Genomic DNA, 23,695 nt, shown 5'->3' with positions numbered 1-23,695 from the left:
AGAAAACCCATGAAAGCATCTGAACTGCGCGCCAAGGACGTGGCTGCCCTGGAAAAGGAAGTCACCGATCTGCTGAAGGCTCACTTCGGTCTGCGCATGCAAAAGGCGACGCAACAACTGTCCGACACCACGGTGCTGGGCAAGACGCGTCGTGACATTGCCCGCGCCAAGACCATCCTGGCCGAGAAGAAGGGAGCCGCGAAATGACGCAAGCTCAAGAAAAGAACACTCGCACCCTGGTGGGTCGTGTCGTGAGCGACAAGCGCGCCAAGACCGTCACCGTGCTGGTGGAGCGCCGTGCCAAGCACGAGCTGTATGGCAAGATCGTCGCTCGTTCCCGCAAGTACCACGCCCATGACGAAAAGGGCGAGTACAAGATGGGTGACGTGGTCGAGATCGCCGAAGGCCGTCCGCTGTCCAAGACCAAGAGCTGGGTGGTGACCCGTCTGGTCGAGAAGGCTCAGCTGGTCTGATCTTCGCCGCCATCAAGGCCGTGAATCATCGGGGAGTGGCGGTGCAGCCCCGATGAGCAAAGAGGCTGGAATACCGGGTAACTGGTTTCCAGCCTTTTTCTTTGTCGGTTCGTTTTGTCTGTTCGTTTGATCCAAGGAGACACACATGTTGAAAGTTGGCGACCATCTGCCCGCAGGCAGCCTGCAGGAGTTCATCGAAGTCGAAGGGGAGGGCTGCTCCCTCGGCCCCAACAGCTTCGACATCCAGAAGCTGACCGCTGGCAAGACCATTGCCATCTTTGCCCTGCCAGGCGCTTTCACGCCCACCTGCTCCGCCCAGCACGTGCCGGGTTACGTCGCGGCCGCCGATGACTTCAAGGCCGCCGGTGTGGACGAGATCTGGTGCGTGTCGGTCAACGACGCCTTCGTGATGGGCGCCTGGGGCCGTGACCAGAAGACCGCGGGCAAGGTCCGGATGATGGCCGACGGCAGCGCCGCATTCACCCAGGCGACCGGCCTGACGCTGGACCTGGTGGCCCGCGGCATGGGCCTGCGCTCGCAGCGCTACTCCATGCTGGTCAAGGATGGCGTGGTCAAGACGCTCAACATCGAAGCGCCGGGCAAGTTCGAGGTGAGCGACGCCGCCACCCTGCTGGCTCAGGCCAAGGCGCAGTAAGTCACGCTGCGTGCTTCCAGAACTGCAGGCCCTTGCAGATTGCCGCAAAGCCCGCGGTTGACAGGCGGACGATGCCCCAGGCATAATCCGCTGCTTCGCCGAAGTGCGATTTGGCTGGCTGAGTTTTGAAGCGACGGTCCTTTCGAGGACCCGCAGCAAAAGACCTGCCAGACAAATCAAATCCACAGCGCGGTGGTTGTCAGTTCGAGCCCTCTACGGGGGCTTCTCCAACGCTGACAAACACAGTGCTTACTTCGGTTCTCGGTTTCTTGCCCATGCAGGCCAAGCGCGGGTCGCGGCATCAAGCGACAGGTGAATGGCTTACGGGCCCAAGACTGACCGCTCTGGATGGCTGCGATGGTCGCAGTTGCCTGAACGGGAAAAGTTGGGGACAGACATGATCCAAATGCAATCGCGACTCGACGTCGCGGACAACACTGGCGCCAAGTCCGTCATGTGCATCAAGGTGCTGGGTGGTTCCAAGCGCCGGTATGCCCATATTGGCGACATCATCAAGGTCAGCATCAAGGAAGCTGCTCCGCGCGGCCGCGTCAAAAAAGGCGAGGTCTACAACGCGGTTGTGGTTCGTACCGCCAAGGGCGTGCGCCGTCAAGACGGTTCCCTGGTCAAGTTCGACGGCAATGCCGCCGTGCTGCTGAACGCCAAGCTGGAGCCCATCGGCACCCGCATCTTCGGCCCGGTCACGCGTGAACTGCGTACCGAGCGCTTCATGAAGATCGTGTCGCTGGCGCCTGAGGTGCTCTAAGCCTCGCACAGACAAAGGTATTGCCAATGAACAAGATCCGCAAAGGCGACGAGGTCATCGTTCTGACCGGCCGCGACAAAGGTAAGCGCGGCACCGTGACGCTGCGCGTCGATGCTGACCACGTGGTGGTCGACGGCATCAACATCGTCAAGAAGCATGTCAAGCCCAACCCGATGAAGGGCACGACTGGTGGCATCGTCGACAAGGCGATGCCCATCCACCAATCCAACGTGGCGATCTTCAACGCCGCCTCCGGCAAGGCCGATCGCGTGGGCATCAAGCTCGGCGACGACGGCAAGCGGGTGCGCGTGTTCAAGTCGACCGGCGAAGAGATCAAGGCTTAAGAGGTTAGACATGGCTCGTTTGCAAGCGTTTTATCGCGAAAAGGTCGTGCCCAGCCTGACCGAGAAGTTCGGGTACAAGTCCGTGATGGAAGTGCCGCGCATCACCAAGATCACCCTGAACATGGGCGTGAGCGAGGCTGTTGCCGACAAGAAGGTCATGGACCACGCCGTGGGCGACCTGACCAAGATCGCCGGCCAGAAGCCCGTGGTCACCAAGTCGAAGAAGGCCATCGCCGGCTTCAAGATCCGTGACGGCGTGCCCATCGGTTGCATGGTCACCCTGCGCGGCGCACAGATGTACGAATTCCTGGATCGTTTCGTGACCGTGGCCCTGCCGCGTGTGCGTGACTTCCGTGGTATCTCCGGTCGCTCGTTCGATGGACGTGGCAACTACAACATCGGCGTCAAAGAACAGATCATCTTCCCCGAAATCGAATACGACAAGGTGGATGCTCTGCGTGGTCTGAACATCAGCATCACGACGACCGCCAAGACGGACGACGAAGCCAAGGCTCTGCTGGCTGCGTTCAAGTTCCCGTTCAAGAACTGAGGTGACTTGTGGCAAAACTCTCGATCAAGCAACGTGAGCTGAAGCGCGCCCAACTGGTCGCCAAGTACGCCAAGAAGTACGAGGAACTGAAGGCCATCATCAACGACAGCAAGAAGTCGGATGAAGAGCGCTACCTCGCACGCCTGGAGCTGCAGAAGCTGCCTCGCAACGCCAACCCCACCCGCCAGCGCAACCGCTGCGAACTGACTGGTCGCCCCCGTGGCACCTTCCGCAAGTTCGGCCTGGCACGTAACAAGATTCGTGAGCTGGCCTTCAAGGGCGACATCCCCGGTGTCGTCAAGGCCAGCTGGTAATCGGCAGGTTTAGGAGATTTCGTATGAGCATGAGTGATCCTATCGCCGATATGCTGACCCGCATTCGCAACGCCCAGAGCGTTGAGAAGGCCAGCGTCGTGATGCCTTCCTCGAAGCTGAAGGTCGCGATCGCCAAGGTCCTGAAGGATGAAGGCTATATCGACGATTTCGCGGTGCGTGGCGATGCCGCCCGCCCCGAGCTCGAAATTGCGCTGAAGTACTACGCCGGTCGCCCGGTGATCGAGCGCATCGAGCGCGTGAGCCGTCCTGGCCTGCGCATCTACAAGGGCCGCCACGACATTCCTCAGGTCATGAATGGCCTGGGTGTGGCGATTGTCACGACGCCCAAGGGTGTCATGACTGACCGCAAGGCACGTCAAGCCGGTGTCGGCGGCGAAGTGCTTTGCTACGTCGCCTAAGCGCAAGGAGAGACAGACAATGTCCCGCGTTGGAAAAATGCCGGTCGTCGTCCCGCAAGGCGTGGATGTGACGATCGCCGCTGACAAGATCAGCGTCAAGGGTACCCAAGGCACCCTGTTTGTGGCCGTTAACCCTCTGGTCACGGTGAAGTCTGAAGGCGGCAAGCTGACCTTCGTTCCGACCAGCGAATCGGCTGAAGCCGATGCGATGAGCGGCACGATGCGTGCGCTGCTGGCCAACATGGTCAACGGTGTCAGCAAGGGCTTCGAAAAGAAGCTGAACCTGGTTGGCGTGGGCTTCCGTGCCCAGGCCCAAGGTCAGAAGCTGAACCTGCAGATCGGCTTCTCGCACCCGGTCGTGAAGGACATGCCCGCCGGCATCAAGGTGGAATGCCCGACCCAGACCGAAATCTTGATCAAGGGCGCGGATCGCCAAGTGGTCGGCCAGCTGGCAGCTGAAGTGCGCGCCATCCGTCCGCCGGAGCCTTACAAGGGCAAGGGCATCCGTTACGCCGACGAAAAGGTCTCTCTCAAAGAGACCAAGAAGAAGTAAGGAGCCGCGCCATGCTGAACAAGAAGGAACAACGCCTGCGTCGTTCGCGTCAAACGCGTGCCCGCATTGCGCTCCAGCGCGTGGCCCGTCTGACGGTCTTCCGCTCGAACCTGCACATCTACGCTTCGGTCATCTCCGAAGACGGTCAGCGCGTGCTGGCCAGCGCCTCCACTGCCGAGAAGGACGTTCGCGCCCAACTCGCCGGCAAGGGTGGCAACGTGGCCGCTGCAACGCTGATCGGCAAGCGTATCGCCGAGAAGGCGAAGGCTGCCGGCGTCGAGAAGGTGGCTTTCGATCGCGCTGGTTTCGCCTACCACGGCCGTGTCAAGGCCCTGGCAGAAGCCGCTCGCGAGGCTGGCCTGCAGTTCTGACGCACAAAGGATTAGGAAATGGCAAAGTTTCAACCCCGCGCTCAGACCGAAGGCAACGACGACGGCCTGAAGGAAAAGATGATTGCGGTCAACCGCGTCACCAAGGTGGTGAAGGGCGGCCGCACGCTGTCCTTCGCAGCACTGACGGTGGTCGGTGACGGCGACGGTCGCATCGGTATGGGCAAGGGCAAGGCCAAGGAAGTGCCCGTGGCCGTGCAAAAGGCGATGGAATCTGCTCGTCGCAACATGATCAAGGTGCAACTGCGTAACGGCACCATCCAGCACAACGTGGTGGGTGAGCACGGCGCAGCGTACGTGATCATGGCTCCGGCGCCCGCTGGTACCGGCGTGATCGCCGGTGGCCCGATGCGTGCCGTGTTCGAAGTGATGGGCGTGACCGACATCGTGACCAAGAGCCACGGTTCGACCAACCCGTACAACATGGTTCGTGCCACGCTGGACGCGCTCAAGCGCTGCTCCACGCCCGCCGAAGTGGCGGCCAAGCGCGGCAAGTCAGTTGAAGAAATCTTCAACTGATCGCCGGGAGATCGAGATGTCTGACAAGAAAACTCTGACGGTCAAGCTGGTGCGCAGCCCTATCGGTTGCCGTGCCTCCCACCGTGCCACCGTGACTGGCCTGGGCCTTCGCAAGCTCAACAGCACTCGCACGCTGGAAGACACGCCCGCGGTGCGCGGCATGATCAACAAGATCGCCTACCTCGTGCAGGTGCTGTAAGCGCCGCGCGAATCGAGGAAAGAAGATGCAACTCAATACCATCAAGCCTGCCGCTGGTGCCAAGCACGCCAAGCGTCGCGTGGGCCGTGGCATCGGCTCCGGTCTGGGCAAGACCGCCGGTCGTGGTCACAAGGGTCAGAAGTCGCGTGCTGGTGGCTTCCACAAGGTCGGCTTCGAAGGCGGTCAAATGCCTTTGCAGCGTCGCCTGCCCAAGCGTGGCTTCAAGTCGCTGGCTCGTCCCTTCAACGCTGAAGTGACCCTGTCGGAACTGCATGCGCTGACGTCCGAAGAGATCGACCTGCTGACGCTCAAGGCCGTGGGCCTGGTGTCGGAACTGGCCAAGACGGTCAAGGTCATCAAGTCGGGTGAAATCAGCCGCAAGGTGTCCCTCAAGGGCATCGGCGCGACTGCAGGGGCCAAGGCCGCCATTGAGGCAGCCGGCGGTACCGTCGCTTAATCAGCGTCAGACAGGACTAGGCAACAGTGGCAAGCAACGCATCACAGTTGGCCAAGAGCGGCAAGTTCGGTGACCTGCGTCGCCGGCTTGTGTTCTTGCTGCTGGCGTTGGTCGTGTACCGCATCGGGGCGCATATCCCCGTGCCGGGCATCGATCCAACCCAGCTGCAGCAGCTCTTCAAGGGTCAGCAGGGCGGGATCCTGAGCCTGTTCAACATGTTCTCGGGCGGTGCGCTGTCGCGCTTTACCGTCTTCGCGCTGGGCATCATGCCCTACATCTCGGCCTCGATCGTCATGCAGTTGATGACGTACGTGGTGCCGAGCCTGGAAGCGCTGAAGAAGGAAGGCGAGGCGGGTCGCCGCAAGATCACGCAGTACACCCGATACGGGACGCTCGGCCTGGCGATCTTCCAGAGCCTGAGCATCGCGTTCGCTCTGGAGAGCTCCCAGGGTCTGGTGTTGAGCCCGGGCTTCGGCTTCCGTCTCACCACCGTGACCAGCCTGGTGGCCGGCACGATGTTCCTGATGTGGCTGGGTGAGCAGATCACCGAGCGCGGTCTGGGCAACGGCATCTCCATCCTGATCTTCGGCGGTATCGCCGCGGGTCTGCCGGGGGCTGTGGGCGGTCTGCTGGAGCTGGTGCGTACCGGTTCGATGAGCATCTTCTCGTGCCTCATCGTGATCGCGATCATCGGCGCCGTGACCTTCCTGGTGGTCTTCGTGGAGCGTGGCCAGCGCAAGATTCTGGTCAATTACGCGAAGCGCCAGGTCGGGAACAAGGTGTACGGTGGGACCAGCTCTCACCTGCCGCTGAAGCTGAACATGGCTGGCGTGATTCCCCCGATCTTCGCGTCGTCGATCATCCTGCTGCCCACCACCCTGGTCAGCTGGTTCGCGACGGGTGACAGCATGCGCTGGTTGAAGGACATCGCGGATGAACTCCGCCCTGGCCGTCCCATCTACGTGCTGCTGTACTCCGCTGCGATCGTCTTCTTCTGCTTCTTCTACACGGCGCTGGTGTTCAACAGCCGTGAGACTGCAGACAACCTGAAGAAGAGCGGCGCGTTCATCCCCGGTATCCGTCCTGGTGACCAGACGGCCCGGCACATTGACAAGATCCTGTCCCGGCTGACGCTGGCAGGTGCGGTGTACATCACCGGCGTGTGCCTGCTGCCTGAGTTTCTGAACCTGAAGTACAACGTACCGTTCTATTTTGGTGGCACCTCGCTGCTGATCATCGTGGTCGTCACGATGGACTTCTGGGCCCAGGTCCAGTCCTACGTGATGAGCCAGCAGTACGAGTCGCTGCTCAAGAAGGCAAGTTTCAAAGCCAACTGAGCCGCTGGGCCGCAGAGATAAACAAGGACCCTATCCAGCAAGTTTCGAAGGTATGGCGAAAGACGACGTCATTCAAATGCAGGGTGAGATTCTCGAAAACCTCCCCAACGCAACCTTTCGCGTCAAGCTGGAGAACGGTCATGTCGTTCTCGGTCACATTTCCGGAAAGATGCGGATGCACTACATCCGCATCCTTCCTGGCGACAAGGTGACTGTGGAATTGACACCGTACGATTTGAGTCGTGCTCGCATCGTGTTCCGGGCGAAGTGAGCTTTATAGCAACCCCCCGGATCAACGCTGATTGAGCGAAAAGTTAGGTCAAGGAGCAGACCATGAAAGTTTCGGCATCCGTCAAGAAGATGTGCCGCAATTGCAAGATCATCCGTCGCAATGGCGTGGTGCGTGTGATCTGTACCGATCCGCGCCACAAGCAGCGTCAAGGCTGATTGGCAACACCGCAAGCGAATTAGAGGACGCAAATGGCACGTATTGCTGGTATCAACATTCCGCCGCACAAGCACACGGAGATCGGTCTGACCTCGATCTACGGCATTGGCCGTACGACCGCGCAGAAGATCTGCACCACTTGCGGCATCCCGTTTGACAAGAAGGTCAAGGACCTGACTGACTCCGATCTGGAAAAGATCCGTGAGGAAGTCGGCCGCATGACCATTGAAGGCGACCTGCGTCGCGAGATGTCCATCAACATCAAGCGTCTGATGGACCTGGGTTGCTATCGTGGCTTCCGCCATCGCCGTGGCCTGCCGGTTCGCGGTCAGCGTACCCGCACGAATGCCCGTACCCGCAAGGGTCCGCGCAAGTCGGCGGCTACTGGCAAGAAGTAATCGCGGCAACTGAAGAAAGCTCACCATGGCAAAAGCACCCAATAACTCGGCTGCCCAGCGCGTTCGCAAGAAGGTTCGGAAGAACGTTGCCGACGGCATCGCCCACGTTCACGCTTCTTTCAACAACACCATCATCACGATCACCGATCGTCAGGGTGGTGCGCTGTCCTGGGCCTCGTCGGGCGGCCAGGGCTTCAAGGGCTCCCGCAAGTCCACCCCCTTCGCAGCCCAGGTGGCCGCTGAAGTGGCGGGCCGCGCTGCTCAAGAACAAGGCATCAAGAACCTGGACGTGAAGATCAAGGGCCCTGGCCCGGGTCGTGAGTCGTCGGTTCGCGCGCTGGCTGCCCTGGGCATCCGGATCAACTCGATCTCGGACGTGACCCCGGTGCCGCACAACGGCTGCCGTCCTCAGAAGCGCCGCCGCATCTAAGGCTGTTGCTCTGAGGTGCACCGAACCCTGCGGTTTGGTGCCATAATTTCGGACTCTTTCCGATGCTGCCGGCTGGTGTTTGACACCAGTCGGCCGTTTTGCTGAATCGATGCACTTGGTGACCCAGTGGTGAGCCACTGATGACCCAAATCCGCCGGTTCAGTTTGAAGCCCACCGTCTGAGCCCAGAACAACATTTGGCCAGACTCGCGCAGTCTGCGCCGGGGCAGAGCTTTCAAGCTTGCCCAGGCCGGATCGCGTCAGATTGATGAAGGACACGCAAAGTGGCACGTTACCTCGGCCCGAAGGCCAAACTTTCCCGCCGTGAAGGCACCGACCTGTTCCTGAAGAGCGCCCGCCGCGCCATCAGCGACAAGGCCAAGTTCGACAGCAAGCCCGGCCAGCACGGCCGCACCTCCGGCCAGCGCACCTCGGACTTCGGTCTGCAACTGCGCGAAAAGCAGAAGGTCAAGCGCATGTATGGCGTGCTGGAGCGTCAGTTCCGCCGCTACTTCGCTGAAGCCGAACGCCGCAAGGGCTCGACCGGCGTGAACCTGCTGGTCCTGCTGGAATCGCGCCTGGACAACGTCGTGTACCGCATGGGCTTCGGCTCCACCCGCGCTGAAGCACGTCAGCTCGTGTCGCACAAGGGCATCACCGTGAACGGTGAAGTCGTGAACATCGCTTCCTACCTGGTGAAGGCCGGTGACGTGGTCGCCGTGCGCGAAAAGGCCAGGAAGCAGCTGCGTATCGTGGACAGCCTGAAGCTGGCCGAATCGATCGGCCTGCCGGCCTGGGTGGCCGTGGACGTGTCGAAGATGGAAGGCGTGTTCAAGAAGACGCCGGATCGCGACGAATTCGGCGCCGAGATCAACGAATCGCTGATCGTTGAGTTGTACTCGCGTTAATTCTTTCGTGCCTGCCAAGCGGCCCAGACATTGTTTTGTAGGGGCCGCTTGGCATTTCCTCGTCCGGACTTTGCCCGCCCGTTGAGGGGTGGGTCCGGTTGGTCCCTCAGCCTTATCGGTGTAACGAACCGAGGGTATTGAAAGAAAGACCTCATGCAAACGAATCTGCTCAAACCCAAATCCATCACTGTGGAGCCCCTGGGCGGTCATCGCGCCAAGGTGATCCTGGAGCCGTTTGAACGCGGCTATGGCCACACGCTGGGCAACGCCCTGCGCCGTGTGCTGCTGTCTTCGATGGTGGGTTATGCGCCGACGGAAGTGACGATCGCGGGTGTACTGCACGAGTACTCCGCCATTGACGGCGTGCAGGAAGACGTGGTTCACATCATGCTGAACCTCAAGGGCGTCGTGTTCCGTCTGCACAACCGGGAAGAAGTGACCCTGGTTCTGCGCAAGGAAGGCGAAGGCCCGGTCACCGCCGCCGACATCCAGACCCCGCACGACGTTGAGATCATCAACCCTGAGCATGTCATCGCCCACCTGTCGCAAGGCGGCAAGCTGGACATGCAGATCAAGGTTGAAAAGGGCCGTGGTTATGTGCCCGGCAACATGCGCCGTTATGGCGACGAGCCGACGAAGGCCATCGGCCGCATCGTCCTCGACGCTTCGTTCTCCCCGGTCAAGCGCGTCAGCTACGCCGTGGAAAACGCCCGTGTGGAACAGCGTACTGACCTCGACAAGCTGGTCATGGAGATCGAGACCAACGGTGCGATCTCTCCCGAGGAAGCCATCCGCGCTTCCGCCAAGATCCTGGTGGAACAGCTGGCGGTCTTCGCCCAGCTGCAAGGCACCGATCTGGTGGACGCGTTCGATCAGGCCCCGGCCGCCCGTTCCAGCAGCTTCGATCCGATCCTGCTGCGTCCGGTCGACGAGCTCGAACTGACCGTGCGTTCGGCCAACTGCCTGAAGGCCGAAAACATCTACTACATCGGTGACCTGATCCAGCGCACCGAGACCGAGCTGCTGAAGACCCCGAACCTGGGTCGCAAGTCGCTCAACGAGATCAAGGAAGTCCTCGCTTCGCGTGGCCTGACCCTGGGCTCGCGTCTCGAGAACTGGCCGCCCCAAGGTCTCGACAAGCGTTGATTTTTGACTGAGGGCAAGGGCGAACAGCCCCTGCCCGGTGCCCCCGGCAGTACCTGATACGGCTGTCGGCAATAACTGAAGGAAAGGAAAGCACCATGCGCCACCGTAATGGCCTCCGTAAGCTGAACCGCACGAGCGAGCACCGCGCCGCGATGCTCCGCAACATGGCTGTGTCCCTGCTGCAGCACGAAGCAATCAAGACCACCTTGCCCAAGGCCAAGGAACTGCGTCGCGTTGTTGAGCCCCTGATCACCCTGGCCAAGGAACCTACCCTGGCCAACCGTCGTCTGGCGTTCAACCGCCTGCGTGACCGGGACATCGTCAGCAAGCTGTTCAACGAGCTGGGCCCCCGTTTCGCCACCCGTCCGGGCGGCTACACCCGCATCCTGAAGATGGGCTTCCGCGTGGGCGACAACGCTCCGATGGCCTATGTCGAGCTGGTGGATCGTCCGGAAGCGACCGAAGGCGAAGCTGCTGCTGAATAAGCAGTCGCTCGCGAAGTCGAACACGACTCTGCACCTTGAAAAGGCCAGCTCTGCTGGCCTTTTTCTTTTTCTGCCAGCGCACAGCGATCACCGTCACGACCAGCACCTGGGCGCGACCGCGCTAAGCTTGCGGATTCCTCTCCCTCTGGCTCGTCCGTCTTCTGCGGACCATGCAACCGTCCTCATGAATCTCTTTCCGTTGCTTCGCCGCGCGCTGTGCCTGTTGCTGCTCGCCGTGGGCCTTCTGCAGGTATCGACGGCCGCGCTGGCCGACGACTTTCTGGATCCGGAACAGGCGTTCAAGCTGAGTGTCGAGCTGACGGGTGACCGCCAGATGCGCCTGCGCTTCGACATTGCGCCCGGCTATTACATGTACCGGGACCAGTTCAAGCTGGAGATCGAGGGCGGCAGTGTCGGAACCATCCAGTGGCCGACGCCCAAACGCAAATTCGACGAGACCTTCAACAAGGAAGTCGAAACCTATCGGGAGCGTCTCACCTTGGACGTGCCGGTCACAGCAGCCGCGGGTGCACCGGTGCACCTGGTGCTCACCGGCCAGGGCTGCGCCGACAAGGGTCTGTGTTATCCGCCGCTGACCAGCGACGTGATGCTCGGGCTGAAGGGCTTCGGTGGTGACGGCAGCGTGAAGATCTCTGCCTCCAAGAATGCGATGAGCGGCTTCGGCTTGGCCAACGCCGTCGCCGCCACGCCCGCGGCAAGCGGCGATCGCAGTGCCGAGTCGGGCGCTGCAACGGGATCTGATACGGCCGGCAACGCCCCCCAGCAAGGCGCCGACGCCGCGGCCCGCACCAGCGATGCCCTGGACCTGGCCGACGGTTCCGGCCTGCAGCGGCTGCTCGAGTCCGGCCAGCTCAAGGCGGCGCTGGCGGCAGCCTTCCTGTTGGGCGTGCTGATGTCCTTCACGCCCTGTGTGCTGCCGATGGTGCCCATCCTGTCCTCGATCATCGTGGGGCAGGGCGCGCAGGTGTCACGCCGGCGCGGCTTCCTGCTGGCACTGTCTTATTCGCAAGGTATGGCGCTGGTCTATACCGCACTGGGCGTGGCCGCGGCACTGATCGGCGGCGGCCTGGCGGCCTACCTGCAAAAGCCTTGGGTGCTGGCGGTCTTCGGTCTGCTGCTGGTGGTGTTGGCGCTGTCGATGTTCGGTGTGTATGAGCTGCAGCTGCCGACCCGCTTCACCAGCGGTGTGTCGGGCGTGACGCAGCGTCTGCCCGGTGGTCGTTATGCCAGCGTCTTTGTGATGGGCGCGCTGTCCGCATTGATCGTCAGCCCCTGTGTCGCTGCGCCGCTGGCCACACTGCTGGTCTATATCGGTCAGACCGGCAACGTCGCACTCGGCGGCGGCGCGCTGTATGCACTGGCCTGTGGCATGAGCGTGCCACTGCTGCTGGTGGGTCTCTCCGCCGGTGCCTTGCTGCCGCGCGCCGGCGCCTGGATGGATTCGGTGAAGTATTTCTTCGGCCTGCTGCTGCTGGCCGTGGCCCTGTGGATCGTTCAGTCCATCCTGCCGCATGCGCTGGTGCAGGGCCTGTGGGGCGTCTGGCTGATCGGGCTGGCGGGTCTGCTGGGCCTGTTCCATGGCACCGAACCTCACGCACCCCGGACGTGGTTGCGCAAGAGCATTGCAGTGGCCGCAGCGGTGTTCGGCCTCGCGCAGTTCGTGGGCGTGGCGGCCGGTGGCACGGACCCGCTCAAGCCGCTGGCGGGCCTGGCGCTGGGCGCCGCTCCGGCGGCGGCCCAGCCTCTGCCCGGTCGTGAGGGCACCGCCGCCGCAGGGGAAGTGAGCTTCCGCAAGGTCAGCAGCGTGGCAGAGCTGGATGAGGCTCTGCGCACGGCGGGCAAGCCGGTGATGCTGGACTTCTATGCGGACTGGTGCGTCTCCTGCAAGGAAATGGAGCGCTACACCTTCACCGATCCGCAGGTGCAGGCCAAGCTGGCCGGCATGGTGCTGCTCAAGGCGGATGTCACCGCCAATTCCGAACAGGACCGGGAACTGCTCAAGCGCTTCCACCTGTTCGGCCCGCCGGGCACCCTCTTCTTCAATGCATCGGGCCAGGAAATCACGCAGGTGCGTGTCATTGGCTTCCAGAAGGCCGAGCGTTTCCTGCAGTCGCTGAAGGACGCGGGCATCCAGTGAGCGCCTCTTGCACGGCGAACCCTTGCAGCTCGCACATTTGAGCGAGGTCTTTGCAGTGAGTCGCCCCGAAGGAGGGATTCGTGCTACACTCTCTTTCTCAGTCGCGGGGTGGAGCAGTCTGGTAGCTCGTTGGGCTCATAACCCAAAGGTCGTAGGTTCAAATCCTGCCCCCGCAACCAGAATTCAGAGTCGCTTGAAACATGACGAGGCGCTGGTGCATTGAATGCATCAACGATTCAAGCGAACAAATCAGCTGTCTTGCAGAGACAGTTGATGCGACAGAACAGTCGCGGGGTGGAGCAGTCTGGTAGCTCGTTGGGCTCATAACCCAAAGGTCGTAGGTTCAAATCCTGCCCCCGCAACCAAATCAAAAGCCGCTGCGACTTAAGTCGTAGCGGCTTTTTCGTTTCTTGGGGCTCAGCGAGCTAGGCCCCGGGCCTCAGGCCACCACCAGCGGGCGGACGTCGGACGTCGACGCCATCACCTCGCCCACGACGGCCGCAGCTTCAAAGCCGTGCTGCGCAAAGGTCTTCAGCACTGCGTCCAGCGCCTCCGGTGCACAGGACACCAGCAGCCCGCCACTGGTCTGGGGATCGCTCAGCAGGGCCTGTGCCTCCGCAGGTAGCGCCGAGGACAACGTCACCTCCGGCCCATACGCCGCCCAGTTGCGCCCCGAAGCGCCCGTCACGAAGCCTTCGCGCGCGAGCCCGGGTACGCCCTCCAGCAGCGGCACCGACGCCCAATCCAGGCGCACCTGGCAATGCGAGCCACGCGCCAGTTCCAGCGCATGGCCGGCCAGCCCGAAGCCGGTCACGTCGGTGAGGGCATGCACGCCCTCAATGGCAGCCAGGTCCGGTCCCGCGGTGTTGAGCTTCGTGGTGGTGGCGATCATGCGGGCGTATGACGGGGCGTCCAGATGCCCCTTCTTCAGCGCAGCGGACATGACACCGACGCCCAGCGCCTTGCCCAGCACCAGCACGTCCCCCGGCCGGGCGTCCGCATTGCGCCGCACGCGATCCGGATGCACCAGGCCCAGCGCCACCAATCCATAGATGGGTTCCACCGAGTCGATCGTGTGCCCGCCAGCCACCGGAATGCCGGCCTGTCGGCAGACCGAAGCCCCGCCGTCCAGGATGCGGCCGATCGTTGCGGTGCTCAGCACCGAGATCGGCATGCCCACCAGTGCCAGCGCCATGATCGGGCGGCCCCCCATCGCGTAGACGTCGCTGATGGCGTTGGTCGCGGCGATGCGGCCGAAGTCATGTGGATCATCCACGATTGGCATGAAGAAATCGGTGGTGGCGACCAGCGCCTGCTCATCGTTGAGCCGATACACGGCGGCATCGTCCGACGTCTCGATGCCCACCATCAATTCGGGCGGCATCGGCAGGCCGTGGGTGCCTTTCAGAATGTCCGACAGCACGCCGGGCGCGATCTTGCAGCCGCAGCCGCCACCGTGGGAGAGCGAGGTCAGACGCGGTTCGGTCGTGGAAGAAGTCTGAGTCATTGGAATCTCCATCTGGGTCGTGCCCCCTTGCAGGGTCCCGGGGCACAGGACCCGCTTGAAGACGGGCCTGAAAGCGTCTGAAAAGGGCCTGAAAACGCTCTGGTGGACACGTCTGCGCCCATCGTCCAAAAGCTTACCCGCTCGCCGAGGTTCCCGCCTCGCGTCGGGCACGGCCCTCGCGCGCGAGTTGCTGCTGCAGCAGCACAAACGCATCCATGGCGGCCCACAGCGGTTCGTAGCGATCGGGATGGGCGTCATCCAGCTGGGCCAGCGCCAGCGCACAGGCTTCCAGCGTACTGCGCTGATCCACGTCATGCGCGCGGCGGATGGCATAGCGCGACGGCGGTGTGGCGGTCAGACTCAAACGAGGCAACGCGGCCAACCAGGGATTCAGATGCATCATCCGGCGGCTCTTGCGCCAGGTGGCATCCAGCACCACCAGCGTTTGCGCGCCTGGATTGGGCCAAGGTGCTGGCGCAGCCTGTGTGGCATCCGTCATGAGGTCGGGATAGAGCAGCACCATGCCGGCGGTGGTGGCCGGTGCTGGCGCGATGTCGCCGACCTGAAGCTGCACGTGCGTGAGACAGCGGGACAGCAGCAAGCCGGTGTTCTTGGCCTGCGAGGCTTCATCCGGATGCTGCAGGATCAGCACCGGCAGCGGATTCTCCACGCGGCGGACGCAGCCGCACCAGCAGCCTGCCAAGGCTCGGCCACAGCGGCTGCAATGGGCTCGCGACGCCACGAGGGTCCTCATCGATCCGGGCAGGGGCTCGCGGCCGCTGCCCGTTCGCTGACTCAGCCGTTGTTGCGCCGTGGGGGGCGCTTGCCGCCGTCCGGACGCGGCTGACCGTCACCGCGTGGGCGGCCTGGACCGTCACCGCGGGGCCGCCCGGCACCATCGCCGCGCGGGGGACGCTGCCCGCCTTCAGCGCGGCGTTCACCGCCTCGGCCGCCATCCTGGCGACCGGGACCCTGCGGACGGCGGTCGCCGCCGCGCGGCGGGCGGTCATCCCGCTGCGGCTGTTGGCTGGCTTCCTCGCGCGCCAGCGCCAGCTGGGCGTCCAGCTGTTCCTGCGAAAGTCCCTTCAGGGCGCAGAAGTTGGCGGGTGTCAGCGTGGTGCGGGAGAAATCACGCAGCAGTTGCGCACGTTCCTGGCGGCCACGTTCTTCATCGGCACGGCGGGTTTCCGTGATGCCGCGGCGGCGGGTCAGTTCTTCCTGAGCGGCCTGGCGGTGTTCGTCGGAGATCTCGCCGGCGGGCTGTCCATCCAGGTCAAAGCGCTGCTTGGCCTTGGTCAGGCCGATGAGGTAACCGGTGCCGCCGGTATAACGACGCAGGAAGGCCGACAGCTGCTGCTTGCTGAACTTGCCGGGCGCACGTTCCTGGATGTCAGCCTGGATGCGCAGCTTGACCGGCCGGGCCGGGCCGCTGAACAGGGCGGGGAAGAGTTCCTTCAGGGCTGCGGCAACGGCGGGCACATCGACGCGGCCGCCGTTCTGGTTGCCGCTCGGGTTCCCGTTCTGACCATTCTTTGGACCGGCTTTCCCGGCAGAGGCCTGATCACCGGCCTGCGCCGATGTGTCTCCATCAGCGGCAGCGTCTTCGCCGGCGGCTTCCGCGCCGTCTGCATCGGCGCCAGCGTCTGCATGGGCATCAGAATCAGACGCCACGGTGTCGGCCCAGGCGGTAGCCTCACCGGTGGACGCTTGCGCGCCGGTGTCGCCGCCTGTGGCCCCTGCGGTCACGGGGGCGGCATCGGGAGCGGCAACAACGGCGTCAGGCGCCTGCGCGGGAGCCGAAGTCGTCAGACTCTCGGGTGCCGTCTCCGGAGTCGAGGAAGCGGCATCGCCGGGGTGCGCCGAGGTCGGCTGGGTGCTGGAAGACATGAATCGTGCGGCGCGCAGGCCGGCCATCCGGGTAAAAGAGGGATTGTGCCCATAGCCGCGCGGGCGTGGCAAATCACAAATTTGCAGCGCTGCAGGAATCAGCGACCCGGGGAAGCCGATCGCCCCGCTTGCGGTGCCAATGTGCAGGGGGTTTTCGGGTGCTTCAGCGGTGGATTCAGACTTTAGGTTCGCAAGCCGGTTTGCAGATCAGTTCGGTGCGTCCGAGGATGCGTTTGGATTGGAGGCTGCTGGAAGGCCGATGCCGGCCGCATTTGAAGCAGGAACGTGTCTGTCCGCTCCCCTGGAATGGCGATCCCCCCAGCTTGGAGGCATAGCGCAGGCCGTCTTCCCGAACGGCGGTGCAGGTGTCTTTGCTCATGGTCTCGCTTTGCTTGACGCTTTCAGACGGTGCCGACGCGCCATGCGTGCCAGCTCCTGGATTCCCTCGCCAGTCGATAGTAGGGGGGCGATGTGACGATCTGCCACATCGCTTGCCCGGGGGTGTGGGGCCCTCGCACCGGCCAGCCGACGAACGGTCGGAAATGGGCCGACAATCGCCCTTGATGGCCAAATTGTTTTTTCGGTACGCCGCAATGAATGCGGGCAAGTCCACCGCATTACTGCAGGTGGCGCACAACTATGAGGAGCGGGGTCACACGGTCCGTATCTTTACTTCGGCAGTTGACGATCGATACGGCCAGGGCAAAGTCACCTCCCGGTTAGGCCCGCAGCGCCTCACCGAGGTGTTCACCCCCGACACCGATTTCCGCGACCTGCTCGCCGCCACGGCGCACATCGCCTGCGTGCTGATCGATGAGGCCCAGTTTCTGACCAAGGCGCAGGTCTGGGCCCTGCATGAAATTGCGCATCTGCGCCACATCCCGGTCATCTGTTATGGCCTGCGGACCGACTTCCAGGGCGAACTGTTCCCGGGCTCGGCGTCGCTGCTGGGCCTGGCGGACGAGATGGATGAGATGAAGACGATCTGCGACTGTGGTCGCAAAGCCACCATGAACATGCGCGTGGACGCGTCCGGTCGCAAACAGACCGAAGGGGCGCAGGTGGAGATTGGCGGCAACTCCCGTTACCGCTCGGTCTGTGGCCGCTGCTTCCGCGCGGCCTGAGCAGACCTTGGGGGGCGCTCCCTGCCACCGCGCGTGACGCGGAGGCAGGGGAGCCCTGGGCGCCGCCGGAGGGCGGCACCGACTCACTTCTTCGAGAGCTGCTCTTCCAGTTCCTTGCAGGAAGGCGCGCAGACCGGCTGAGACTTGCCCAGCAACTTGCGCGACTTCAGCAGCGCCCGGGGACGATGCTTGCCGCAGAGGAAGCACGACATGGTTGCCGCGCCGAACGAGGAGGTTGCCGCGAACGGCGACCCGGGAGCTTTAGAGCGATAGCGCAAACCATCAGCTTCGATGGTCGTCTTGGTCGTTTCCTTGGCCACGCTGATCCTGATGTTGAAAGGGTGAAATGCCTGCCGTCGAGATCGCACGTATCCTTGCGGGACACTGCGTCATCTTTGATACCGTCCTACCCACGCGCTGCCTCCGCATCGACCACCTGTCACGCCCGTGAGGGTGGGTGACACCTGGCATGTTCTTTGCGGAAACAGTGGGGGGTAGACTCGTCCAAGCCTCCCTGAAGGCGATCGGCAAAAGCCGTATTTTCCTATATCCGGGACCCTCTCCGTATCGGGCCTTCGCTAATGCCCTCCAATTGAGGTCGCTGTGCACACCAGTGCGGTGCATTCGGGCGCTCTCCGGCGACAGCGTCCGCCTCAAAGGTGCGCTAGCGAACGTTGGTGTAACGTTCTCCCGGGATTTAGGGAAACTACCTAGAATGCCGCTCTCCAAGAAGTCGTTCGGGATGCGTCCGTGTCAAGACGCCCATAGGCTCGCAACGATCCCCTAGCGCCATATCAGGGAAGCGAGCGCATTCAATGAACAGCATCGAGTCGCTGTACGCCGCCATGCGCGGCGCAGCGCATGTCCTGGATTGGGAAGGCAGCGCCGGTCTGCGCCCCTTTGCCTGTCAGACCAGTGAAGCGTTGGCCCGCTATTTCAGTTGCTCGCATGCGAGCCTGTGGTTGCTGGATGGCATTCCTGGTCACTACCAGCTGCGTTGCCTCGGTAGTTTCGAAGCCGAGGACGGTCCCAGTCGTCAGCCGGCAGTCTGCGACCAGCAGGCGTATCCCGGCTACTTCGACACCCTGTTGACCGATGGCGTCTTCCGCTGCGAAGACGCCTGCACCGACCCCCGGCTCTTCGGCCTGACGCCGCCCACCTGGCGATCGATGCTGGACATGGCCGGCCAGATCAATGGCCGCACCGTCGGCGTACTGGCGCTGGGGCAGCGGGGCTCGCCGCGGGTGTGGACCCGTCGCGAAGAGCTGGACCTGCGCCGCGCCACCGCCAAGACCTGCCTGCGGCTGCACGGTCTGCATATGGCCCTCGAGACGGTTTGATCCCGTCCCATCCAGCCCGATCCGGCAGGACCCAGGCCCCCACTGCTACGCTCGGGCTGACCCGACCTCAGCGTCCCTGAAACGAGGGGGCCCGCTTGTCGCGCCACGCCGCGATGCCTTCAGCCAGGTCCTCCGAGGCATTGCAGCGATCAATGTCTGCCTGCAAGGCGGCCCGGTCCAGTTGTCCGTGCGCCATCGCATTGAGATGCCGCTTCATGCCGGCCTGTGCCAGTGGCGCCATGGCGGCCAGCTGTTGGCACAAGGCCTCGGCAGCGCTGCGCAGTGCGGCGGCATCCGGATGCATCTGGTCGAGATAGCCCATGGCCAGCATCGCCGGCGCGTCGAAGGTTTCGGCCGCCAGCAGCAGCCGCTTGGCGGCCGCGAGCCCCAGCCGCTGCACATAACGCTCCATGCCGCCGCGGTAGAAATGCAGCCCCAGCCGCGTCGCCGGCACAAACATCTCGCAGGCCGCAACGCCCAGCCGGAAATCACAGGCCAGCGCCAGATCGGTGGCGCCGCCATACACGCCGCCCTGCAGCGCCGCCACCGTGACGGGGCGGGCCTGTTCCCAGGCGTCGGTCAGCGCTTCGAACAGGGCGCCCGCATCGACGCCGGGCATGGCGTCGATATGAAATCCGCTGCAGAAGTGCCGGCCCTCGGCCTGCAGCAGCAGCACCCGCACGTCGGGCGTCTCGTTGACCGACTTCACATGGGCGTGCAGGGCATCCAGGTCCGCCAGTTCCAGCCGGTTCGCCACCTCAGGTCGCCGCAGCGTGATGCGTGCCAGGGGGCCCTGGATCTCCAGCAGAGGGGTCTTGTCGTGCGCCATGGCGCGCAGTCTAGCCGTCCAGCCCGGAGGGCCGAGGCACCGGGGACGCTTCGACCGACCGGTCGGCTGACCCTGTCCCGGCTTGTCAATGCGGCATCCACTGACGGGGGGGCGTTGATATCTCGCTAGAGTCGGCGCAAAGAAAACAGAACCCAGAACAGAACCAACCCCCACAGGAGACACAGTGGACGGGACGATTGCGGGCATCCTCATGTTGGACGGGCTGACCAACGGCGCCATCTATGCGCTGCTGGCGCTGGCGCTGGTCCTGGTCTTTGCGGTCACCCGCATCATCTTCATTCCGCAGGGCGAGTTCGTCGCTTTCGGCGCGCTGACCCTGGCGGGCCTGCAGACGGGCAAAACGCCCATGACGATCCACTTCCTGCTGCTGCTGGCGGTGCTGGCCCTGGTGCTGGATCTTGTGGCGGCGCTGCGCAACCATGTGCCGCTGGCGCGTGCGCTGCGCCTGCATCTGCCGCGCGCCCTGCCGGCGGTGGGCATCGGGGGGGTCGCCTGGTGGCTGGCACCGATGCAGTTGCCCCTGATTGCGCAAGTGCTGCTCACGCTGGCCGTCGTGACGCCGATGGGCGGACTGCTGTATCGGCTCGCGTATCAGTCCCTGGCGGATGCGTCGGTGCTGGTGCTGCTGATCGTGTCGGTCGGGGTGCACTTCGCGCTGACCGGCCTGGGGCTGGTGTTCTTCGGCGCCGAGGGCTCGCGCACTCCGAGTTTCTGGGACGCTTCGCTCTCCGCCGGACCACTGATGCTGTCCGGTCAGGCGATCATCATCATGGGCGCCTCTGCTGCGCTGATCATTGCGCTGTGGCTGTTCTTCGAGAAGAGTCTGCAAGGCAAGGCCCTGCGCGCGACAGCCGTCAACCGTCTGGGAGCGCGGCTGATGGGCATTTCCAGTGCTTCGGCCGGGCGCCTGTCCTTCACGCTGGCAGCGTTCATCGGCGCCCTCTCGGGGCTGCTGATCAGCCCCACCACCACCATCTTCTACGACAGCGGTTTCCTCATCGGACTCAAGGGTTTCGTGGCCGCGGTCTTCGCCGGACTCGCCAGCTACCCGGGCGCCGCACTTGGCGCCCTGGCCGTGGGCCTGATCGAATCCTTCAGTTCCTTCTGGGCGAGCGCATTCAAGGAGGTGATCGTCTTCACCACCATCCTGCCGGTGTTGCTGTGGCGGAGCTGGCGGGATCCGCATCAGGAAGAGCACTGAATGCCGTCCGCTTGACTGACGCTTGATCCCGCAGGTCGCTTCGCCCCCCGCACTCCCCCTCCGTCGCAGACGGAGCCACAGATGCCGCCCATGTCCACGATGTCTCCCGACGCTGCCAACGCCTCCGCCTCCGTTCCTGCTGCGGCCGCCGCTGCCGCGCCGCCCGGGCGCCGCCGCCTGGGCCGCATCGCTGCGGGCATGGCCTTGCTGCTGCTGATGGCGCTGCCGCTGCTGCCGGTGCCCGAGTTCTGGATCACGCAGGCCAACTACATCGGCATGTTCTCGCTGGTGGTGCTGGGCCTGGTGCTGCTCACCGGCGTGGCCGGGCTCACCTCGTTCGGACAGGCGGCGTTTGTGGGGTTGGGAGCGTATGCCACCGCGCTGCTGAGCAGCCGGTACGGGATGTCTCCCTGGCTCGGCCTGCTCGCGGGGCTGACGGTGACGCTGGTGGTGGCGCTGGTGCTGGGCTGGATCACGCTGCGCATGTCCGGGCACTATCTGCCGCTGGCGACCATCGCGTGGGCGCTCAGCCTCAACTACACCATTGCCAATCTGGAGGTGCTGGGCAAGTACGACGGCATCCTCGGCGTGCCGGCGCTCAGCTTCTTCGGCATCAGTCTGGCGGACGGCCGCAGCATCTACTACCTCATCTGGTTGTGCGCATTGCTGGGGGCGGTGGCTGTGCGGCACCTGCTGGACTCCCGCCCGGGTCGGGCCATCCGCGCCCTCGGCGGTGCGACGGTGATGGCGGAAGCGATGGGCGTGTCCACCTTCCGCTACAAGGTCGTCGTCTTCCTGCTGGCGGCGCTGCTGGCGTCGGTGTCGGGCTGGCTGTTTGCGCATGTGCAGCGCACGGTCAACCCAAGCCCCTTCGGCCTGCGCATGGGCATCGAATACCTGTTCATGGCGGTGGTCGGCGGGGTGTCCAGCGTGTGGGGGGCCTTCGTTGGCGCCGGGGTGTTCAAGATCATCGAGGACCAGCTCAAAGAGCTGCTGCCGCGTTTGCTGGGCAGCAACGGCAATTTCGAGATCATTGTGCTGGGGGTCGTGCTGGTGCTGATGCTCAAGTACGCGCCCAAGGGCTTGTGGCCAGCGGCACGGTTGCTGACAGCGCGTTGGGGAGCGGCCAAGACTGGCGCTGACACTGGCGTTGGCGTTGGCGTTGGCGTTGGCGTTGGCGCTGGCGCCGCCCCGCTTGCCGAGGTTCCGGCGCCGTCCTTGCTGCCTCGCCGCCCGCGTCCGGCGAAGGGCGGGCCGCTGCTGAAGGTGGACCGCTTGCGCAAGCAATTCGGTGGACTGGTCGCCGTCAACGATGTCAGCTTCACGCTCCACGCGGGAGACATCATGGGCCTCATCGGTCCCAATGGGGCCGGCAAGTCCACCACCTTCAATCTCATCTCCGGCGTGTTGCCGGCAACGTCCGGCCGCATCGAACTGGCCGGTACGCCCATCACCGGATGGCCGTCGCGTCGCATTGCGCGTCTGGGCCTGTCCCGCACCTTCCAGCATGTGAAGATGATTCCGGACATGACGGTGCTGGAGAACGTTGCGCTGGGCGCCTACCTGCGCGGCCGCAGTGGCACGCTCAAGGCGATGCTGCGGCTGGACCGGGCCGAGGAGCGGCAGCTGCTGGCCGAGGCCCAGCGCCAGCTTGGCCGTGTGGGCATGCAGCACCATCTGCATGAACTGGCGGGCAACCTGGCGATGGGGCCACAGCGGCTGATGGAGATCGCCCGCGCCCTGTGCAGCGACCCCACGTTGCTGCTGCTGGACGAGCCCGCCGCCGGCCTGCGCCTCAAGGAAAAGCAGGCCCTGGCCGACGTGCTGCGACAACTTCGGCGGGAAGGGCTGAGCATCCTGCTGGTGGAGCACGACATGGACTTTGTGATGGGGCTCACCGACCGCATCGTGGTGATGGAATTTGGCACCCGCCTGATGGAGGGCACGCCGCAGGAGGTGCAGGACAGCCCCGCGGTGCGCGCCGCTTACCTCGGCACGGAGCACTGACATGAGCGAGCTTCTTCACGTGCAGGGCCTGAGCGCCGCTTACGGCCGCGCCGAAGTGCTGACAAGCCTGAACCTGCGCCTGCGGCAGGGAGAGGTGGTGACGGTGATCGGGCCCAACGGCGCCGGCAAGAGCACCACCCTCAATGCGCTGATGGGGGTGTTGCCGTCGCGGGGCCGCATCGCCTTCAAGGGCGAAGACCTGCAGGGCCTGGACCTGGAGCAGCGGGTGATGAAGGGCCTGGCACTGGTGCCGGAAAAACGCGAACTCTTCACCACCATGACGGTCGAGGACAACCTGGTGCTCGGCGGTTTTCGGCCGATGCGGCTGGGCCAGCGGGACTGGCGCGAACAGATTGAGACGGTCTATGAGCTGTTCCCGCGCCTGCGGGAGCGGCGGCAGCAGCTGGCCGGCACCTTGTCCGGCGGCGAGCGGCAGATGCTGGCCGTGGGCCGGGCGCTGATGGGGCGGCCCTCGGTGCTGATGCTGGATGAGCCGAGCCTGGGTCTGGCCCCGCTCATCGTCAAGGACATCTTCCGCATCGTCGCGCGCTTGCGGGAGACCGGCGTGTCGATCCTGCTGGTGGAGCAGAACGCCCGTGCGGCGCTGGAAGTGGCCGACTATGCGTATGTGCTGGAGACCGGCGAGATCGCGCTGGAAGGTTTGGCTGCGGAGCTAGCGCGGGATGCGCGTGTCGTGGAGACCTACCTGGGCAGCAGTCGCCGTGGGGGCGCTGATGTCACCGGCGTTGGTACTGCCAAAGCCGCAGCAGCCATTGCCGCCGCCGCGCCCGTGGACGCCGGCGATGCGACCTAGGCCCACAAGGCGGCTTTG

32 protein-coding genes and 2 tRNA genes are annotated in these 23,695 nt (G+C 64.0%); 29 read left to right on the top strand and 5 right to left on the bottom strand.

The annotated features are described in order from the left end of the window. Positions 1–9: 9 nt before the first annotated feature. The 24 genes from rpmC (at position 10) to FHS28_RS09665 (ending at position 13,312) form a co-directional block, all read left to right on the top strand. Positions 10–207, top strand: coding sequence for a 50S ribosomal protein L29 (rpmC, locus tag FHS28_RS09780; protein ID WP_088454501.1), 198 nt, complete (start codon positions 10–12; stop codon positions 205–207). Then, complete coding sequence (gene rpsQ, locus FHS28_RS09775; protein WP_058933603.1) at positions 204–473, top strand: 30S ribosomal protein S17; 270 nt, start codon at positions 204–206, stop codon at positions 471–473. The genes rpmC and rpsQ overlap by 4 nt, the downstream gene beginning before the upstream one ends. Before the next feature lie 145 nt (positions 474–618). Further along, complete coding sequence (locus FHS28_RS09770; RefSeq protein ID WP_088454502.1) at positions 619–1,128, top strand: peroxiredoxin; 510 nt, start codon at positions 619–621, stop codon at positions 1,126–1,128. A 397-nt stretch (positions 1,129–1,525) separates the two neighbouring features. Next, positions 1,526–1,894, top strand: coding sequence for a 50S ribosomal protein L14 (gene rplN, locus FHS28_RS09765; protein ID WP_058933605.1), 369 nt, complete (start codon positions 1,526–1,528; stop codon positions 1,892–1,894). Positions 1,895–1,920: 26 nt separating this feature from the next. Then, positions 1,921–2,238 (top strand): 50S ribosomal protein L24, encoded by a 318-nt coding sequence (gene rplX / locus FHS28_RS09760; RefSeq protein WP_088454503.1) that lies wholly within the window; start codon positions 1,921–1,923, stop codon positions 2,236–2,238. 10 nt (positions 2,239–2,248) lie between these two features. Beyond that, on the top strand, positions 2,249–2,788 hold the full coding sequence (gene rplE, locus FHS28_RS09755) for a 50S ribosomal protein L5 (RefSeq protein WP_058933607.1): 540 nt from the start codon (positions 2,249–2,251) through the stop codon (positions 2,786–2,788). Positions 2,789–2,796: 8 nt separating this feature from the next. Continuing rightward, positions 2,797–3,102 (top strand): 30S ribosomal protein S14, encoded by a 306-nt coding sequence (gene rpsN, locus FHS28_RS09750; protein ID WP_058933608.1) that lies wholly within the window; start codon positions 2,797–2,799, stop codon positions 3,100–3,102. A gap of 23 nt (positions 3,103–3,125) precedes the next feature. After that, positions 3,126–3,521 (top strand): 30S ribosomal protein S8, encoded by a 396-nt coding sequence (gene rpsH / locus FHS28_RS09745; RefSeq protein ID WP_058933609.1) that lies wholly within the window; start codon positions 3,126–3,128, stop codon positions 3,519–3,521. 19 nt (positions 3,522–3,540) lie between these two features. Further along, the gene (gene rplF / locus FHS28_RS09740) at positions 3,541–4,074 is read left to right on the top strand and encodes a 50S ribosomal protein L6 (protein WP_088454504.1); all 534 of its coding nucleotides are present in this window, start codon (positions 3,541–3,543) and stop codon (positions 4,072–4,074) included. Positions 4,075–4,085: 11 nt separating this feature from the next. Then, positions 4,086–4,445 carry a 50S ribosomal protein L18 gene (rplR, locus tag FHS28_RS09735; protein ID WP_058933611.1) on the top strand — a complete coding sequence of 120 codons (360 nt, stop codon included), beginning with the start codon at positions 4,086–4,088 and terminating at the stop codon, positions 4,443–4,445. 18 nt (positions 4,446–4,463) lie between these two features. Further along, on the top strand, positions 4,464–4,982 hold the full coding sequence (rpsE, locus tag FHS28_RS09730; protein ID WP_088454505.1) for a 30S ribosomal protein S5: 519 nt from the start codon (positions 4,464–4,466) through the stop codon (positions 4,980–4,982). A gap of 16 nt (positions 4,983–4,998) precedes the next feature. Beyond that, positions 4,999–5,181: a 50S ribosomal protein L30 gene (rpmD, locus tag FHS28_RS09725; protein ID WP_058933613.1), complete on the top strand. Its 183-nt coding sequence runs from the start codon at positions 4,999–5,001 to the stop codon at positions 5,179–5,181. Positions 5,182–5,206: 25 nt separating this feature from the next. Further along, a complete protein-coding gene (gene rplO, locus FHS28_RS09720; RefSeq protein ID WP_088454506.1) occupies positions 5,207–5,638 on the top strand; it encodes a 50S ribosomal protein L15 in 432 nt (143 codons plus the stop codon). A gap of 26 nt (positions 5,639–5,664) precedes the next feature. Next, positions 5,665–6,975 carry a preprotein translocase subunit SecY gene (gene secY, locus FHS28_RS09715; protein ID WP_088454507.1) on the top strand — a complete coding sequence of 437 codons (1,311 nt, stop codon included), beginning with the start codon at positions 5,665–5,667 and terminating at the stop codon, positions 6,973–6,975. A 52-nt stretch (positions 6,976–7,027) separates the two neighbouring features. Further along, the gene (gene infA, locus FHS28_RS09710; RefSeq protein ID WP_009855680.1) at positions 7,028–7,246 is read left to right on the top strand and encodes a translation initiation factor IF-1; all 219 of its coding nucleotides are present in this window, start codon (positions 7,028–7,030) and stop codon (positions 7,244–7,246) included. Positions 7,247–7,308: 62 nt separating this feature from the next. Then, positions 7,309–7,422: a 50S ribosomal protein L36 gene (gene rpmJ / locus FHS28_RS09705; RefSeq protein WP_058933616.1), complete on the top strand. Its 114-nt coding sequence runs from the start codon at positions 7,309–7,311 to the stop codon at positions 7,420–7,422. 33 nt (positions 7,423–7,455) lie between these two features. After that, a complete protein-coding gene (gene rpsM / locus FHS28_RS09700) occupies positions 7,456–7,821 on the top strand; it encodes a 30S ribosomal protein S13 (RefSeq protein WP_058933617.1) in 366 nt (121 codons plus the stop codon). 25 nt (positions 7,822–7,846) lie between these two features. After that, positions 7,847–8,251 carry a 30S ribosomal protein S11 gene (gene rpsK / locus FHS28_RS09695; protein WP_056194196.1) on the top strand — a complete coding sequence of 135 codons (405 nt, stop codon included), beginning with the start codon at positions 7,847–7,849 and terminating at the stop codon, positions 8,249–8,251. Between the two features lie 283 nt (positions 8,252–8,534). Further along, positions 8,535–9,158, top strand: coding sequence for a 30S ribosomal protein S4 (rpsD, locus tag FHS28_RS09690; RefSeq protein WP_088454508.1), 624 nt, complete (start codon positions 8,535–8,537; stop codon positions 9,156–9,158). A gap of 153 nt (positions 9,159–9,311) precedes the next feature. Continuing rightward, positions 9,312–10,304, top strand: coding sequence for a DNA-directed RNA polymerase subunit alpha (locus FHS28_RS09685; RefSeq protein ID WP_058933619.1), 993 nt, complete (start codon positions 9,312–9,314; stop codon positions 10,302–10,304). Between the two features lie 95 nt (positions 10,305–10,399). Further along, complete coding sequence (gene rplQ, locus FHS28_RS09680) at positions 10,400–10,789, top strand: 50S ribosomal protein L17 (RefSeq protein ID WP_058933620.1); 390 nt, start codon at positions 10,400–10,402, stop codon at positions 10,787–10,789. A gap of 184 nt (positions 10,790–10,973) precedes the next feature. Further along, positions 10,974–12,947, top strand: a complete 1,974-nt coding sequence (gene dsbD, locus FHS28_RS09675; protein WP_246409872.1) for a protein-disulfide reductase DsbD — start codon at positions 10,974–10,976, stop codon at positions 12,945–12,947. Between the two features lie 102 nt (positions 12,948–13,049). Further along, positions 13,050–13,126 (top strand) — tRNA-Met (locus FHS28_RS09670). Between the two features lie 109 nt (positions 13,127–13,235). After that, positions 13,236–13,312: transfer RNA gene (locus tag FHS28_RS09665), tRNA-Met, on the top strand. A 74-nt stretch (positions 13,313–13,386) separates the two neighbouring features. On the opposite strand, the gene selD is transcribed toward FHS28_RS09665, so the two are convergent. The 3 genes from selD to FHS28_RS09650 form a co-directional block, all read right to left on the bottom strand. Then, positions 13,387–14,454, bottom strand: a complete 1,068-nt coding sequence (gene selD / locus FHS28_RS09660; RefSeq protein ID WP_088454509.1) for a selenide, water dikinase SelD — start codon at positions 14,452–14,454, stop codon at positions 13,387–13,389. Positions 14,455–14,587: 133 nt separating this feature from the next. Further along, positions 14,588–15,208, bottom strand: a complete 621-nt coding sequence (locus FHS28_RS09655; RefSeq protein ID WP_088454510.1) for a tRNA-uridine aminocarboxypropyltransferase — start codon at positions 15,206–15,208, stop codon at positions 14,588–14,590. A gap of 41 nt (positions 15,209–15,249) precedes the next feature. Next, the gene (locus FHS28_RS09650) at positions 15,250–16,341 is read right to left on the bottom strand and encodes a ProQ/FinO family protein (RefSeq protein ID WP_184294481.1); all 1,092 of its coding nucleotides are present in this window, start codon (positions 16,339–16,341) and stop codon (positions 15,250–15,252) included. A gap of 563 nt (positions 16,342–16,904) precedes the next feature. On the opposite strand from FHS28_RS09650, the gene FHS28_RS09645 reads away from it, so the two are divergent. Next, positions 16,905–17,465, top strand: coding sequence for a thymidine kinase (locus FHS28_RS09645; RefSeq protein WP_088454512.1), 561 nt, complete (start codon positions 16,905–16,907; stop codon positions 17,463–17,465). A gap of 83 nt (positions 17,466–17,548) precedes the next feature. Here FHS28_RS09645 and FHS28_RS09640 read toward each other — a convergent pair whose 3' ends face one another. Next, on the bottom strand, positions 17,549–17,785 hold the full coding sequence (locus FHS28_RS09640) for a hypothetical protein (RefSeq protein ID WP_058933626.1): 237 nt from the start codon (positions 17,783–17,785) through the stop codon (positions 17,549–17,551). 495 nt (positions 17,786–18,280) lie between these two features. Here FHS28_RS09640 and FHS28_RS09635 point away from each other — a divergent pair, with 495 nt between their 5' ends. Beyond that, positions 18,281–18,805, top strand: coding sequence for a GAF domain-containing protein (locus FHS28_RS09635; protein WP_088454513.1), 525 nt, complete (start codon positions 18,281–18,283; stop codon positions 18,803–18,805). A gap of 67 nt (positions 18,806–18,872) precedes the next feature. Here the strand turns inward: FHS28_RS09635 and FHS28_RS09630 are convergent, their stop codons facing one another. Then, positions 18,873–19,634: an enoyl-CoA hydratase/isomerase family protein gene (locus tag FHS28_RS09630; protein ID WP_088454514.1), complete on the bottom strand. Its 762-nt coding sequence runs from the start codon at positions 19,632–19,634 to the stop codon at positions 18,873–18,875. A 184-nt stretch (positions 19,635–19,818) separates the two neighbouring features. Between FHS28_RS09630 and FHS28_RS09625 the strand changes: the two genes are divergently transcribed. The 3 genes from FHS28_RS09625 to FHS28_RS09615 all read left to right on the top strand — a co-directional run bounded on the left by FHS28_RS09625 (position 19,819) and on the right by FHS28_RS09615 (position 23,677). Beyond that, entirely contained in the window at positions 19,819–20,856 is a 1,038-nt protein-coding gene (locus FHS28_RS09625) for a branched-chain amino acid ABC transporter permease (RefSeq protein ID WP_088454515.1), read from the top strand. 198 nt (positions 20,857–21,054) lie between these two features. Beyond that, positions 21,055–22,863, top strand: a complete 1,809-nt coding sequence (locus tag FHS28_RS09620) for a branched-chain amino acid ABC transporter ATP-binding protein/permease (protein WP_088454582.1) — start codon at positions 21,055–21,057, stop codon at positions 22,861–22,863. Between the two features lies 1 nt (position 22,864). Next, positions 22,865–23,677: an ABC transporter ATP-binding protein gene (locus FHS28_RS09615; RefSeq protein ID WP_088454516.1), complete on the top strand. Its 813-nt coding sequence runs from the start codon at positions 22,865–22,867 to the stop codon at positions 23,675–23,677. Positions 23,678–23,695: the final 18 nt, after the last annotated feature.

The organism is Roseateles terrae, from assembly GCF_014192155.1.
Taxonomy (GTDB): Bacteria; Pseudomonadota; Gammaproteobacteria; order Burkholderiales; family Burkholderiaceae_C; genus Roseateles; species Roseateles terrae.
The sequence above is the reverse complement of the archived record's forward strand: the minus strand, read 5'-3'. Positions and strand labels throughout refer to the sequence as shown.